Genomic DNA, 13,774 nt, shown 5'->3' on the forward strand with positions numbered 1-13,774 from the left:
TAAATCTCACCTTCCGGCCTGCTATTCAAGATCACTATCCTGCGACTCCGCGCCGGGAATGATCCTGCGAACTCATCGATGGCTACCGATCCGCCTCGAACTCCACTCTCGGTGCGGATGCGAGAAGCAACTGTGCCTGACCATCGGTGATATCCGAATAGGCCGCGCTGACGCGTGCGAGCCACGCCGCTTCACTGTCGGTATCAACGAAGGGCTTCTCGCGCAGGGGGGCAGAGGCGGCCACACTTGCTGGCGCGGTGTCAACGGCTCTGAGCGCGGCCTTGATCCAGTATGCCTCTGCGGCCGGCTCGGGATCGGAATGTGAGGCAGTGACATCCTCTGCGGCAAATATCAGGTCTTGTGGAGCGTAATAGCGCAGCTTCTCGCAAGCGTCAGCAATGTCCTGCGTCCACCGGTCGAGGCGGACGTCGATGGGGACGCGCACGTGCATAAGTTCCGTGAGACGCTTCCCAGGCGGATACAGGCTCGTACCTGGAAATGCCTCCGCCAGGTCGAACCAGAGTGGATAGATCCTGTTCAAGGTGCGCCACGTCTTCCACCGAGCCGCTGCCGCACGGGTGGTGGGAATGCTCGCGCCTGCGGCGACGATCAGGAAAAGCAGGTCCATCCATATAGATTCGGCGTCTACGAAAAACCGCACTGTGGAAGGGCTCAAAGGGAAGGCCACCGCGACCCACAGGAGGGCGGGGCGGGCCACTGAATGGACCAGCCCCATCCACATCGCAAACGCCATCATGCCCAGCCCGATGCGCATACTCGTACACTCGGCCTGTCGCGCTGCCCTCGTCCACTGGTACCCGCAAACCGTGGCCGTGACAAGCGGGAAGAAGTAGAAGACGGTCATGTAGACCGCGACTCCCCATTGTCCAGCATGGTCGATGAGGAAATCCTGGCTCTGCGTCCTGCGTTCCACGACGGTGAAAAATAGAACCGTGAGCAGAATGACGCCCACAGCCCCTGCCTTATAGGATGCGCGGGCGATCCAGCGGGACGCCGCTACGTGACGGGGCACAACTGCCTCCGTGCTCTTCCCGTAGCTGCTAGCGACGTAGGTCAGGGCCGCGATGGTTGCCGCAGTACTGGCGAAGTGCCTCAGCAGGGCGTCCAGGTCCACCACGGGGATTCGATGCATGGCGTCCATTACTGCCGGTGTATAGAGCCACAGGGCTACACCGAATCCTGCATAGCCACCCCAGAGCGCCCGGCGGTGAGAGTCGCCGTAGCGAACTGCGGGGAATCGCCATACGGCGATTGCGGTCATCACTACCGCGGTCAGGTATTTAAAGTAGTCGTCCATGTAACCAGGAGCTTCTGAGCAGGCTGCAATTTTCCCGATCCCGAAGGTCGGCTGACCGCAGCCTTAATTGCGATTGGGTGGACTGTGGAGTAAGTTATAGGAACGGAGAAAGCGCCTCAATGGCCGCCTTCCGCCTGCGGTTAGCGTTTGCGCCGGGGCGGAGCGACTGGATGGGCAAGCGAGGACTCCAGGAGGCTGACCATGTCATCTCCCGCGATGGACTGACGGCGCGCCAATCGCTTGATCAGTGAAGCCGAAAGTTCGGCCTGCTTCTCCTCCGGGCTGTCAAAGTCCACGCGCCCTTGGACCAGGGTGGATGGGAAGCGGCGGATGACTTCCTGGCGGATGCGTTCAGGGACGTATCGCTCGATCTCGGCAGCAGTCAGGGTTGTCCCGTGGTCGAGCCATTCGTGTGCAAGCTCGTGCAGGATAATGTGCTCGGTTTGATTTCTGCTTGAACGGCGGCGATAGAGAATGAGCGTGAACTCCGGCGCCTTGACCCGGAGGCCACATGCCGTGCCCAACCCTCCATCGGGGTCATCCAGTGGCACTAGCCGAATCTGGCGACCCAGCGCTCCCTCCATATTTCGCACCAGCGCCTCAACGCTGAAAGGCGCGGGAGTAGGGAGGTCGGCGAGCAACCTCTCGCATTCCTTCACGAGCGCGCGCTGTGAAGGGTCTCTGCGCCAACGCATAATCGCTCCATTGAAATGCTGGTGTTCACCGCCAGCCCCACCCCGATACTCGTAGCGAGGTGCCAGTAGTTAGGAGCCTGTGCTTGAGGTGCGCGGTGGCCGGTCCATCGGCGGCCATGTGCTCGGTTTATCGTACAAGGAGGAAGTGCGATACGTCCGGTTCGGGTGTGTTGCGAAGGTCACGCTACTGAGCGTGACGATTTCAAGATCGTAATTGCTCGGTGGCGTTGTAATTGATCTTCAACGCCTCTAGTCGTCGCCTTGCACCCGGCCAGCGTGCCCGAACTGGGACAACGGGGCAGCGACGGCTTCGCCACGGATGCGGGCGGGAGAATGCCGGCGGCGGCTCAGCTTGGCAGGACGGCGGGGCTTGGAAAGCTGGGCCTGTTCGCCGGTTTCCGCCGACTGCTGGGTGCCGGGCAGGACGGCGTCGAGACCAGGCCGAAGGAAAAGTTCGAGACGGGCTGCTGCCTCCGGCCGGGCGCGTGCGTGGCAAGGCCACCCGAAACAGGCGCCGGAGGGGTACGGGGTCCGCTCGATAACGCTCCTGCACCGAGTGCAGGTGGCCATCTGCGGTGCCTCGCCGTGGTGCTGCACCGTTCTATCCCGTTCGTGCTCGTGGTCCTAGTCTTCTGTCGACCGTAAGGGTGCGTGACCTACGAGCGAGACCGGCCGCGAGGTGAGGTCAACCACGTCGGGCAAGGCAACCGCGGTGGCCTCCGTCGTCGTTCAAAACGCCCCTGTGGACAAGCGGCGGTGACGACACTTCTCGGGTGCCGTCACCGCCGCTTGCCCGTGGAGCCCAATTCGTTCAGGGGCAGGACCGCTACTTCCACACGGGGATGATCCTCTTGGGGTTCGGAATCTTGTTCCCCTTCTGGCCAGGCAGAACCTGGACGGCGGCAAAGATCTCGAACAACACCTGACGCTTCTGCGAAAGGTCATACTCGCCGTTGACCCACCTCTTGGCCACTACATCAGGTGCCTCGTTTTGCGTCGCTGCTGCCAACTCGAACTTGGCTCGCTCGCTGCGCAACTTCTTGATTTGCCTCTCCAAGGGAGGTGCCAATCGGTAGAACATCGCGTCGGGAACTTCGTCGTCCTGCCACTGCCGTTCCAACTCGGCGAGCTTGTCCGCCTTCTGCTGGAGCTTCTTCTCGTCAGGCCATGCAGCCTTGACCGGAATGAAAGTAGCCTCGGCCCTCTTCAGTTTCGCCAGCACCAGGCGCTGGAGCTGCTGGTCGACCATTGGGCCCGAGATCGCGTTGCGCGAGCACGTCGCGCAGGTGTAGACGTACGGGCTCCGCTTGCTCCTCGTGGCCTTTGACCCGCTCATGGCCGCGTTGCAGACTCGCGTCGTGATTGCCCCGTCCTTCTCCTCCTCTATTCGATACTGGCAGCGGAGAAGAGTGGAGCCCAGGTACTTGACGGTCTTCGGAATGCCGGTGATCCTTGGCGTGCCCGAGCCCCGGGCGAGGTAGGTGCTCCCCGGGCCGAAGGTGGCGCACACCGCACGCCACTTCTCCGGTGTGGTCACGGTTTTCCAAATGCCCACGATCGGCTCGCCGTCGTCATCCAGCGCGAGTTCGCCGCAGTTCGCGCGATATCCACATACGCGTGGAGCGGTCATCATCTGCGTGAGTGTTTGCGGAACGAGATCGTTCCCACGAGTGCCCGTCAACCCTCGCCGCTTCGATTCGTCACAGAGGGTCTGCACCGCTTTGCCCTTGATGCGTTCATCAATGGCCCATCCCAGAAAGTCTGACTCGGCCGTCCGAAGATTCTCCCGGTCTTCCTCCCAGCCGAACGGCCTCGGGCCGCTGTGGGGCAGACCATCGAGAATCCGGTCCTGGTGCCAGTCGCGGATTCGGCGCTTCTTCTTCATGGACTCGGCCTTGTTGACCACCGCCATGATGCCGGTCTTGATGATCTCGCTTTCCTCGGTGAGATCCATCGGACCCGACGGGGTGTAGAAGCGCCGGCTCGGGTCGAGTGTGAGCGCCTCTACGAAGTCCTCCCAGTCCCGGTCCGTGCGCTGCACGCGGTCCTGGTCGACGCAGATGATCCCGTGTACCGGGTAGCCGTCCGGGGTCTGCCCCCGGCGGAGGTCCCGAAGGATCGCCTGGAAGTCGGGCCGGACGACGTCGCGCTTCGAGGCCGACAGGTCGTTGTCGGTGTACCGGTGGACGATCACGGCGCCGTGGCGAGCCGCATTCCTGTCGTTGCGGCGGTGCTGGTTGGCGACACCTTTGCCAGCCGACCACGCAGACGTGGCTGCCTTCTTCTTGTTGTGCTGACGCCAGTCGTCCGAGATGCGGGAGTACGCGATCAAGAAGGGCGTGTCCGGGTGCAGTCGGGCAAGTTCCTCAGGCGGAGCGAGCCCGGCGGGCCTGCCGCGCAGCTCAAGATCGTCCGGCCCGGCTTCCTCGGGGGGGATGTTGCTTCTGGCGTGTTGGTAACGGGCTGTGCTCAAAGTCTTACTCCTGGCGTGGCCGCTCGAAAGCAGCGCCGGGCGGTCTGGATCATGCGACGATGACGGTATGAACCGACTCGCGAACGCGACGTCGCCGTACCTGCTCCAGCACGCCTCCAATCCGGTGGATTGGTGGCCATGGGGAGAGGAGGCGATCAATGAAGCGAAGCGACGGGACGTACCCATCCTCTTGAGTGTGGGGTATGCGTCCTGTCACTTATGCTTCTACTAATTTACTGGTGCTAATGCCGGGCGTCGAGGAAGTCGGAAGCCACTTCCCACTCGCGCGACGTTGGAGCACATGTGTGACCGGAGCCGGCTTCTCGAAGGCCGCTCCGAGCTGCAGTTCCCGGCCTCGCTCCAGAATCCGCTGCTGCCTGGGCCTTGTGACGTTCTTTCCTGACCACCCGGGGGAAATTTCGGTCGGGCGCCGGGGTCGGGGGCTACTTGTTACGGGCGTCGGTGGAGGGCGGTCAGGACGGACTGGTGGGTGATCCAGCCGGTCAGGTGGGTGCGGGCGGGGTCGAGGACGGGGAGTCCGGCTCCTTCGGTGGCGACGAGTGCGTCGAGGGCCTCGGACAGGTTGGTGTCGGCGGTGATCGGGCCCGGCCGGTGGGTGATGTAGGCGATGGTGGTGGTGTCGTGGGTGCCGTCGGCGAGGGTCTCGGCAGCGGCGCGGGCGGTGGCGATGCCGAGGTAACTTCCGTCGGCGGTGAGGACGGGCAGGACGCCGTGCGGGGAGGCGGCGAGGATGTCGGCGGCCTTGGACAGCGGTTGGTTCTCGTCCAGGGTCTTGGGCAGGGGTTCCATCGCTGTGGCGACGGTCAGACCGGCGAAGGGCGAGCCGGCCGGCTTCTCGTCGAGGTCGATGCCGCGGCGGCGGAGCTTGAGGCTGTAGATGGTGTCGCGGGACAGTGCTCGGCTGACGCCGGTGGCCAGGACGATGGCGGTCATCAGGGGCAGGATGATCGTGTATTCGCCGGTGAGTTCGAAGAGGATGATGACGGCGGTGATGGGTGCGCGGGCTGCGCCGGCGAAGACGGCGCCCATGCCGATGAGGCCGTAGGCGCCGACGGGCCCGACTGCGCCGGGGAACAGGTGTCCGGCGGTCAGGCCGAAGGCGGAGCCGAGCATGGCGCCCATGAAGAGGGACGGGGCGAAGACGCCGCCGGAGCCGCCGATGCCGATGGTGAGGCTGGTCGCGGCGATCTTGGCGACTAGCAGGAGCAGCAGGAAGCCGATGACGTACGTGCCGTTGACGGCGTTCTCCAGCACGGGGTAGCCGACGCCGTACATCTGCGGCAGCACCAGGAGGAGCAGGCCGAGGAGGAGTCCGCCGACGGCGGGGCGGGCCCATTCGGGGCCGCGCCAGGCCCAGTCGCAGGCGTCCTCGATCCAGTAGAGGATGCGGGTGAAGCCGACGCCGACCGCTCCGGCGATCACGCCCAGCAGCGCGAACAGCAGGTACTGGGAGAGGTGGTGGACGCCGAGGGCGGGCAGTTGGAGGAAGGGGGTGTCGCCGAAGGCGGCGCGGCCGATGACCGAGGAGGTGACGGAGGAGAGGACGACCATGCCGAAGGCTTCGGCGGTGAAGTCGCGCAGGATCAGTTCCATCGCGAAGAACACCCCGGCCAGGGGTGCGTTGAAGGTGGCGGCGATGCCGCCGGCCGCGCCGCAGGCGACCAGCACCTTCATCCGGTCCTCGGGCACCCTGACCACGCGTCCGAGGGTGGAGCCGAGCGCGGATCCGATCTGGACGATCGGGCCCTCGCGGCCCACCGAACCGCCGCCGCCGATGCACAGTGCCGAGGCCAGCGATTTCACCAGGGCGACCTGCGGGGCTATCCGCCCGCCGCGCCGGGCGACGGCGTACATCACCTCGGGCACGCCGTGCCCGCGGGCCTCCTTGGCGAAGCGCTGCACCAGCGGCCCGTAGAGGAGTCCGGCGACGACCGGGGTGAGCAGGACGAACCAGCGTCCGAGCCAGGGGACGTGCGGGTTGGCGGCGTGCCCGGCGGCGGCGTAGTCGGCGTGGCCGGACAGCAGCAGGGTAAAGGTCTTGATCATCCAGCGGAAGGCGATAGCGCCCAGGCCGGCCCCGGCGCCGACCAGCAGGGCCAGGACGAGCAGGCCGCCCTTGGAGGCACGTAGAGCGGTGGGGAGGGCGGCGACTCCGCGCCGCACGAGCGGGGTGTCGCGGGACTGACGGCTTGAGGGTATGGCTTCGACTCCAGTCACCCTTGCAGTATGCAAGGAATGTCTTTGCTCAGTGCAATAGTCTCTTTCTGCGAGATGCCGTCCCACCTGATGGTCGGATCGACGGAGCGCTGCGGCCAGGGCCGTGCCCGCCGCCGATCCCCGCAGTCGCCGCTCCCGGTGGGGGCGACGAGTCGTTGGGCGGGCCGCCGGTCGCCGAGCTGCGGCAGGCGTGCGAACCGCGAGCGCGGCGGGTCGCCCGGGAGGGGTAGAAATGACTCATGCCCGATGACCCCCGCACGCCTGCCGCCCCCGATCCGTCCCTGCCCGGGGCCGAGGAGGATCTCGTCACGGCGGTGCTGACCGCCTCGCGCGTCCTGGTGGCGATCTCGGCGCGGTCGCTGGGCGAGGTGGAGGAGTCGCTGACGCTTCCTCAGTTCAGGATGCTGGTGGTGCTTCAGACGCGCGGCGCGCTGAGCTTGTCCCGACTCGCGGAGCACCTGGCCGTGAACCCCTCCACCGCGCTGCGGATGATCGAGCGCCTGGTGGCCGCCGGCATGGTCGCCCGCGAAGCGAGCGCGAGCGACCGGCGCGAGGTGCGCATCGATCTCACCGAGGAAGGCGTGCGCACTGTGGTGGACGCCACCGACCGGCGGCGCGCGGAGATCGCCAGGGTCGTCTCCGCGATGCCGCAGGACCAGCGCTCAGGTCTGGTCAGCGCGCTGCGCGCGTTCGCCACCGCGGGCGATGAGCCGACGGCACCGGCCAAGCACCTGGATCTGCTCGGCTGGTGAGGCCGACAGGCACCCGCCGAGACGATCCGGGGGTGCCGGCTCCAGCTACCGGGGGCGCTCAGGTTCAGCCGGGCGACACGGCGATTCCGAGCGAGTCGGCGCCCATGGGCTTCGGGGCGCCCTTCTCGTAGAAGACGTCGAGGTCGGTGATGACGAAGCCGGCGGTGGTCAGCAGGTCGACGATCGGCCGGTTGAGATGGCAGCCGTCGAAAAGGCGCTGCTCCAGCGGATCGAGGCGCTGCTGCCAGCGGCGCACGCTCTCATCCTCGGCCGGGGCCAGGCCGTGTTCGATGAAGTGCAGTGTCCCGCCGGGCTTGAGGACGCGCCGCACCTCGTGCAGGGCAGCCTCGGCGTCGGGGATGGTGCACAGCGTCCAGGTCGACAGCGCGGCGTCGAAACTGTCGTCAGCGAAGGGCAGCACCTGGCCATCCAGGCCGCTGCGCTCCACGCGAACGGGCGTCGCCGCCAGACGCTTTCCCGCCAGCTTCCACCCCACGTCGGAGGGCTCCACCGCGTCAACCCGCATGACGCTCTCCGGATAGAACAGGACGTTCAGGCCCGAGCCGAACCCGATCTCCAGGACATCGCCCTCCAGGCCCTCACAGACCCGGCGCCGCAGATGCTCGGCCTCCTTCATCCCGCACGCCACGTTGATGATCCGCGGGACGACCTGTTTGGCGTAGAACCCCATCGCAACCTCCAGCCCTCATGAACCAGTCTGGCACCGAGCCACCGTCTGGGCCGCGCAGCGGCTCGGGCCCCGGGGCGGCGGTAGGTTCCGTGCCGTCAACGGTCTCCGAGTGCGGCTTCCTCACGGTCGAGGTCGTGTTGCAGGCTTCGGCGGGTGGCGTCACTGATCTGGTGGTCGTCGTAGAGGCGGTGCAGTTCGGTGCTCTGGACGGCGATCACCTCGTGGCGCAGTTCCCGGTAGGCGGCGTCCACCGTGCTGCCGTCCGGGCCGTCGACGCTGTGGTCGAGGCGGGCGTTCAGCGCGCGCCGGACCCGGTCGAGGACGGCCTCGGGCATGGCCTCCAGGGAGGCGAGGTCTTCGACGTGGGTCAGCGCGGCACGGTTGAGGGCGTCGCGGGCGCCCGCCTCCTCACGGGCGGTGTGCTCGGGCTCCAGGGCCAGCCCGGAGCGGTTGACCACGGCCGCCAGACTCAGCCCCTGGACGACCAGGGTGAACACCACCACCGCCGTGGTCAGCACCAGCACCAGCGGGCGCCCCGCCAGCGCGGTGCCGTTGCCCGCCACGAGCGGGATCGACAGGGCCGCGGCCAACGGCATCACGCCCCGGGTGCCCGCCCAGGTCACCACCCCGGCCACCCGCCAGGACAGCCTGCCCCGGGAGGGCTTGACCGCCCGGGTCAGCGGCAGCGTCGACAGCACCCGCACGGCGATCAGCACGACGGCCAGGGCCAGGGCCTGCAACGGCCACCAGCCGCTGCCCGCAGGCAGACCCCGCACCAGCGCGGGCAGCTCCAGACCGACGATGCTGAAGACGACGCTCTCCAGGATGAACACCACCACCGCGTAGACGGCGTGCAGCTGGAGGCGGATGTGGGCGTCGGTGAGGCGGTGGCCGGTGCGGCCGAGCAGGACGCCGGCGACGACGACCGAGGTGATGCCGGAGGTGTGCGCGCCCTCCGCCACCACGTAGGCCGCGTACGGGGTGACCAGGGCGATCACCGTCTCCAGCACCGGGTCCGTGGTGCGGCGGCGGACCAGCCACACCAGCCCGGCGACGGCGGCGCCGATCACGCTGCCACCGCCGGCGAGCAGCACGAACTCACCGCCCGCCGCGGGCAGGCTCACCGCCGCGCCGGTGGCCACGGCGATGCCGACGGCGACCTTGAACAGCACCAGCGAGGTCGCGTCGTTGAACAGGCTCTCCGCCTGCACCAGCACCTGGACCCGGCCCGGCAGGGCCAGGCGCCGTCCGAGCGCGGTGACCGCCACCGGGTCGGTGGAGGCCAGGATCGCGCCGAGCACGAAGGCCATCGCGGGCGGCAGACCCGTGACCGCGACCGCCACGAAGCCCACCGCCGCCGCCGAAACGAAGACCAGGCCGAAGGCGAGGATCGTCACCGGCTTCCACACCGTGCGCAGGTCGCGGAGCGACAGCTCCTCGGCGGAGGCGTACAGCAGCGGCGGCAGCACCACTAGGCCGATTGTCTGCGGCGGGATGTGCAGCGCGGGCACCCCGGGTATCAGCGCCACACCGAGGCCGGCCAGGACCAGCAGCGAGGGCGCGGGTACACGCCAGCGGCGGGCGAAGGTGGCCACGGCGGTGGCCAGAACCACCAGGAAGAGGACGATCCCCACGGCGCGCATCTGCGAAAGACCCCATCACGACGATCGGGGTCGCTGCCGCTGACCGCTGCAGTCCATCCCCCACGCCGACCAGGCTTCCCGGCACACCAAAAGCAATTTTATCGGGATTCTAGCGGCCGCAGACAGACCACCGGCCGGCCCGACCGGACCGACGCTGCAAACAGCCGCTCCGCCTTCACAGCCCGAAGGCATGCCTCGCGAACGCTGGCGCGCCTTCGCGTCGGGCGAGCGGGGTTGTCGGAGACCGGGCTCGGTTCGGACTCGACTACGCCGGGCCCCTCGGAAGCTGGGTCGGACGGTCCGGATCGTGCGACGATGCCGGTATGAACCGACTCGCGAACGCGACGTCGCCGTACCTGCTCCAGCACGCTTCCAATCCGGTGGATTGGTGGCCATGGGGAGAGGAGGCGATGAATGAAGCTAAGCGACGGGACGTCCCCATCATGTTGTCGGTGGGGTATGCGTCCTGTCACTTATGCTTTTAATAATTTACTGGTGGCAGTGACTAGCACTGTATGCATAAGCCCGCGGACATCTCCAATATTGGGGATCGCCGGTCTCGTGCAGTTCGGCGTCATGGGCAAGGACCGAACTGCCGATCCCTCCAGGACCTGATCAACATGGTCAGTGAACTGCGCAAGCGCGAGATCGGCTTCGCCTCGCCGCACGAGAACCTGGACACCACCACCTGACATCCTCGACCTCTACACCTTCACCCCCTTGCGCCGCATACGACAGGCGCTCGTCGACTGACTCCGGATCGCGGCACCGGGAGCCGACCGGTGCGAAGCGCCGAAGGTGCAGCTGGTAGAAGCCCCGCCCGGCTGCCCTTCGTCGTCCCCGCCGGGCGCGGCGAGAGGGTTAGTGTTCGCCGGAAAGGATCTGCCGGACCGCGCGCGGCGTAGTAGCCCAGCACATAGCCGGCTGCGGGATCGGCCCACCACCAGCCCAGCGTGTTGTTGAGGACCAGCCGCGAGGAGGCCTTCGATGAGCGTGACCCGTCCCTCGGTCTTGAGCACCGGAGTGTCCAGCGCTGCGCCGGTGCGGGCCTTGCCCGCCGCCAGGGCGAACTTGACGGCCGCGGTTACGACGGTCCAGCCCATGCCCAACCGGGAGTGCACTGCTGGCGGCAACCAATTCCTCGACACGCCGGGCATCGTCAGCGTAGTGACGCGGCAATGACGTGATCCCCTCATGCCGGGATGGCTCCGACGCTGCGCCCCCGCCTTGCATGCCTGCTCGACCGCCTGGCCATGAGCGAGGGGATGACGGCGCGATCCCCAGTGAACCCGGTTCCGCAGTGAGGCGGCCGACAGGGCGCCTTCGGAAGCTGAGACTACGTCAGGAGGCGAGAGCCTGACGGGTGGACGAGGGTGTGCCGGTGGCCCTGGTGAATGCACCGGCCGCCTGGGTGTTGCCCGCAGACGGCTCAGCCCTATGGTGGCGGACAGAAAGGAGCGTGGTGGTGCGCGGGTTCGGTCAGTTGGAAGCCGAGATCATGGAGCGGTTGTGGGACTGGGGGCGGCCGGCCACGGTGCGGGAGGTGGTGGACGACCTCAATCTCACCCGTCCGGTGGCCTACACCACGGTCAACACGGTGGCCGACGTGCTCTTCCAGAAGGGGTGGCTGCGGCGATACAAAGCGGGACGCGCGTGGATCTATGAGCCGGTGTGCTCGCGCGAGGCGTACACGGCGTCGCTCATGCGCGAAGTGCTGGCGGAGAGCTCGGACCAGCAGGCGGCGCTGATGCTGTTCGTCGAAGGGATGGACGAGGGCCAGGCCCGCGTGCTGCGCGAGCTGCTGGAGCGGGACACCGGCAGGCACGCGTGACGGTCCTTCCACTGCTTGCCCTCTACCTGGCCCTCGCGGGCTGGGGCGCACCCTGGCTGCTGGCCAGCTCCTCCTGGGCGGTGCGGGCGCCGCGTACGGCGATGGTGACGTGGGCCGCGCTGGTCCTCTCCTTCGCTGCGGCGGTGGTGATGGTGGTCCACGCCGTCTCGGAGCCCGGCCATCTGCGTGAGCGGCCCGGTCGCTGGCTGGCCTGGGCATCGGCCGCCTCCCCGGCCGAGGGCGCAGCGGGGCACGACCAGGCGCTGCTTCTAGGCTCGCTCGCCGTGATGGCGGTGGCCTCCGTCGTCGGCGCAGGCTGGGTCCGGGCTGCGCGGATCCGGGCCCGGCATCGCGCGGTGCTCGCTGTGGCGAGCCGCCAGGATGCCGAGAACGACTGGTGCGTGGTGGAGGACAACCGCCCGGCTGTCTGGTGCGTGCCGGGCTGCGGGGGCCAGGTGGTGCTCACCCGTGGGGCGTTGCAGCGACTCGCGCCCGCTCACCGGGAAGCCGTCGTCGCCCATGAGCGGGCCCATCTGGCGGGTCGGCACCATCTGTGTGTGGGCGCCGCGAAGGCACTGGGCAGCGCTTTCAGTTGGCTTCCGCTCGCACGGCGGATGGCGCAGCAGGTGCCGGTCCTGGCCGAGATGGCTGCCGACGACGCGGCGCTGCGTCATTGCACACCCCGTGTCCTGGCGGAGGCGCTGTGCATCGTGGCCGGCGGCGGGACTCCGAGCGGCACGCTGGCCGCCGGATCCCAGGCGGCGGTGCAGCGGGTACACCGCCTGCTCCAGCCCACCGGCCCGCTGCCGTTCGCCGTCCGCGGCGCCTGGTGGGCGGCGCTTGCGGTGCTGCCGGTGGTGCCGGTTCTGCTCGCCTGTGGACCGTGAAGATCGGGTGGGGGTGGTTGCGTACCCCCACCCCCCATCTACTAAGTTACCTAGAGAGTGAGGTGGCGACAGTGCGCCTGCCAGAGCCTGCCCGCGCCCGCGGGGGACGCGTCACGCAGAAGGAGCTAGCTGCCCGATGGGAAGCCACCGAAAGCCGAGCCCCCCGAGCCGTGTCCGCGTCGCCGTCATGACCACCGCCGCAGCCGGCACGGTGATCCTAAGTTCGGCCACCGGTGCGCACGCCGAGCCCACACCCACGGTGGCGTCGGTCAAGGACCAGGTCGACAAGCTCAACAACGACGCTGAGGTCGCGACCGAGAAGTACGACGCTCTCAAGGCGAAGCGGGAGCAGCTCCAGGCCAGTGCCAGCCAGATGCAGGACCGGGTCGCCAGCGGCCAGGACAAGATGAACCAGCTGCAGACCCTGCTGGGCTCTGTCGCCTCCGCTCAGTACCGCAACGGCGGGATCGACCCCTCTGTCCAGTTGATGCTCAGTGCCAACCCCGACACCTACCTGCAGCAAGCCTCCGCCGAGAACCAGGTGACCGACACCACAACTGGCCTGCTCAAGCAGCTGCAGTCCGAGCAGCGCCGCATGGACCAGGACCGTGCCGAGGCGGCCGCCACCCTCGCCGAACTCGACACCAGCACCACCGCGCTGGCAGCTTCGAAGAAGGACATCCAGGACAAGCTCGCGCAGGCGCAGGCGCTGCTCAACAAGCTCAGCGCCGCCGACCGGGCGAAGGTCAACGGCCAGGACGCCGCCACCACCCGCGCTTCGCGCTCCGCGGACCGGCCGACCTACAACGGCCCGGCCACCGGCCGCGCCGCCGACGCGGTGCGGTTCGCCTACGCCCAGCTCGGCAAGCCGTACAGGTGGGGTGCCACCGGGCCTGACTCGTTCGACTGTTCGGGGCTGACCGGCGCCGCCTGGGCCGCGGCCGGCGTCTCGCTGCCCCGCGTCTCCCAGGACCAGTGGAACGCGGGCCAGCACGTGGCCCGGGCCGACCTGCAGCCCGGTGACCTGGTGTTCTTCTTCGGAGACCTCCACCACGTCGGCATGTACATCGGCAACGGCCAGATGATCCACGCCCCGCGCACGGGCGAAAATGTGATGATCTTGGATATGAGCGCCATGGACGGTTCCTACATGGGCGCCGTACGCCCCTGACGTCCGCTCGGGCAGTGCGACGAGGTCAGCTGGGCCGGTACCGCGACGTCGGTGCGATCTACTGCCTGATCCCGC

Annotated in this window: 11 protein-coding genes and 2 pseudogenes; 7 read left to right on the forward strand and 6 right to left on the reverse strand. The window is 67.8% G+C overall.

The genetic code is table 11. The features are described 5' to 3' along the window. Window positions 1-82: 82 nt before the first annotated feature. From ABD323_RS03310 to ABD323_RS03320, 3 genes are all read right to left on the reverse strand, one after another. Entirely contained in the window at window positions 83-1,318 is a 1,236-nt protein-coding gene (locus ABD323_RS03310) for an MAB_1171c family putative transporter (protein ID WP_344438871.1), read from the reverse strand. A 140-nt stretch (window positions 1,319-1,458) separates the two neighbouring features. Next, window positions 1,459-2,013, reverse strand: a complete 555-nt coding sequence (locus tag ABD323_RS03315) for a hypothetical protein (RefSeq protein ID WP_425555843.1) — start codon at window positions 2,011-2,013, stop codon at window positions 1,459-1,461. An 826-nt stretch (window positions 2,014-2,839) separates the two neighbouring features. Further along, a complete protein-coding gene (locus tag ABD323_RS03320; RefSeq protein ID WP_344438875.1) occupies window positions 2,840-4,486 on the reverse strand; it encodes a recombinase family protein in 1,647 nt (548 codons plus the stop codon). Between the two features lie 67 nt (window positions 4,487-4,553). Here ABD323_RS03320 and ABD323_RS45885 point away from each other — a divergent pair. Beyond that, window positions 4,554-4,709: pseudogene (locus ABD323_RS45885) on the forward strand (DUF255 domain-containing protein); the annotation flags it as partial. A 227-nt stretch (window positions 4,710-4,936) separates the two neighbouring features. On the opposite strand, the gene ABD323_RS03325 reads toward ABD323_RS45885, so the two are convergent. Continuing rightward, window positions 4,937-6,553: a chloride channel protein gene (locus ABD323_RS03325; RefSeq protein WP_344439016.1), complete on the reverse strand. Its 1,617-nt coding sequence runs from the start codon at window positions 6,551-6,553 to the stop codon at window positions 4,937-4,939. Window positions 6,554-6,963: 410 nt separating this feature from the next. Here ABD323_RS03325 and ABD323_RS03330 point away from each other — a divergent pair, with 410 nt between their 5' ends. Beyond that, window positions 6,964-7,476 (forward strand): MarR family winged helix-turn-helix transcriptional regulator, encoded by a 513-nt coding sequence (locus ABD323_RS03330; protein WP_344438877.1) that lies wholly within the window; start codon window positions 6,964-6,966, stop codon window positions 7,474-7,476. 64 nt (window positions 7,477-7,540) lie between these two features. Here ABD323_RS03330 and ABD323_RS03335 read toward each other — a convergent pair whose 3' ends face one another. Together ABD323_RS03335 and ABD323_RS03340 are read right to left on the reverse strand one after the other, a co-directional pair. Then, window positions 7,541-8,167 carry a class I SAM-dependent methyltransferase gene (locus ABD323_RS03335; protein ID WP_344438879.1) on the reverse strand — a complete coding sequence of 209 codons (627 nt, stop codon included), beginning with the start codon at window positions 8,165-8,167 and terminating at the stop codon, window positions 7,541-7,543. Window positions 8,168-8,262: 95 nt separating this feature from the next. After that, a complete protein-coding gene (locus tag ABD323_RS03340; protein ID WP_344438881.1) occupies window positions 8,263-9,810 on the reverse strand; it encodes a Na+/H+ antiporter in 1,548 nt (515 codons plus the stop codon). Between the two features lie 323 nt (window positions 9,811-10,133). Here ABD323_RS03340 and ABD323_RS45890 point away from each other — a divergent pair. The 5 genes and pseudogenes from ABD323_RS45890 to ABD323_RS03360 form a co-directional block, all read left to right on the forward strand. Further along, a pseudogene (locus ABD323_RS45890) lies at window positions 10,134-10,289 on the forward strand (DUF255 domain-containing protein); the annotation flags it as partial. Window positions 10,290-10,325: 36 nt separating this feature from the next. Beyond that, the gene (locus ABD323_RS45895; RefSeq protein ID WP_425555844.1) at window positions 10,326-10,502 is read left to right on the forward strand and encodes a recombinase family protein; all 177 of its coding nucleotides are present in this window, start codon (window positions 10,326-10,328) and stop codon (window positions 10,500-10,502) included. Between the two features lie 773 nt (window positions 10,503-11,275). After that, window positions 11,276-11,641, forward strand: a complete 366-nt coding sequence (locus tag ABD323_RS03350) for a BlaI/MecI/CopY family transcriptional regulator (RefSeq protein WP_344439018.1) — start codon at window positions 11,276-11,278, stop codon at window positions 11,639-11,641. Window positions 11,642-11,742: 101 nt separating this feature from the next. Continuing rightward, complete coding sequence (locus ABD323_RS03355) at window positions 11,743-12,528, forward strand: M56 family metallopeptidase (RefSeq protein ID WP_344438883.1); 786 nt, start codon at window positions 11,743-11,745, stop codon at window positions 12,526-12,528. A gap of 187 nt (window positions 12,529-12,715) precedes the next feature. After that, the gene (locus tag ABD323_RS03360) at window positions 12,716-13,699 is read left to right on the forward strand and encodes a C40 family peptidase (RefSeq protein WP_344438885.1); all 984 of its coding nucleotides are present in this window, start codon (window positions 12,716-12,718) and stop codon (window positions 13,697-13,699) included. Window positions 13,700-13,774: the final 75 nt, after the last annotated feature.

It is taken from the genome of Kitasatospora nipponensis, assembly GCF_039528135.1.
GTDB classification, from domain to species: domain Bacteria; phylum Actinomycetota; class Actinomycetes; order Streptomycetales; family Streptomycetaceae; genus Kitasatospora; species Kitasatospora nipponensis.

Excerpts from the sequence above, each read along its gene's own strand:
- ABD323_RS03310 (WP_344438871.1), bottom strand. The coding sequence starts at position 1,318 with ATGGACGACTACTTTAAATACCTGACCGCGGTAGTGATGACCGCAATC.
- ABD323_RS03315 (WP_425555843.1), bottom strand. The coding sequence starts at position 2,013 with ATGCGTTGGCGCAGAGACCCTTCACAGCGCGCGCTCGTGAAGGAATGC.
- ABD323_RS03325 (WP_344439016.1), bottom strand. The coding sequence starts at position 6,553 with ATGATCAAGACCTTTACCCTGCTGCTGTCCGGCCACGCCGACTACGCC.
- ABD323_RS03330 (WP_344438877.1), top strand. The coding sequence starts at position 6,964 with ATGCCCGATGACCCCCGCACGCCTGCCGCCCCCGATCCGTCCCTGCCC.
- ABD323_RS03335 (WP_344438879.1), bottom strand. The coding sequence starts at position 8,167 with ATGGGGTTCTACGCCAAACAGGTCGTCCCGCGGATCATCAACGTGGCG.
- ABD323_RS03340 (WP_344438881.1), bottom strand. The coding sequence starts at position 9,810 with ATGCGCGCCGTGGGGATCGTCCTCTTCCTGGTGGTTCTGGCCACCGCC.
- ABD323_RS45895 (WP_425555844.1), top strand. The coding sequence starts at position 10,326 with ATGCATAAGCCCGCGGACATCTCCAATATTGGGGATCGCCGGTCTCGT.
- ABD323_RS03355 (WP_344438883.1), top strand. The coding sequence starts at position 11,743 with ATGGTGACGTGGGCCGCGCTGGTCCTCTCCTTCGCTGCGGCGGTGGTG.
- ABD323_RS03360 (WP_344438885.1), top strand. The coding sequence starts at position 12,716 with ATGACCACCGCCGCAGCCGGCACGGTGATCCTAAGTTCGGCCACCGGT.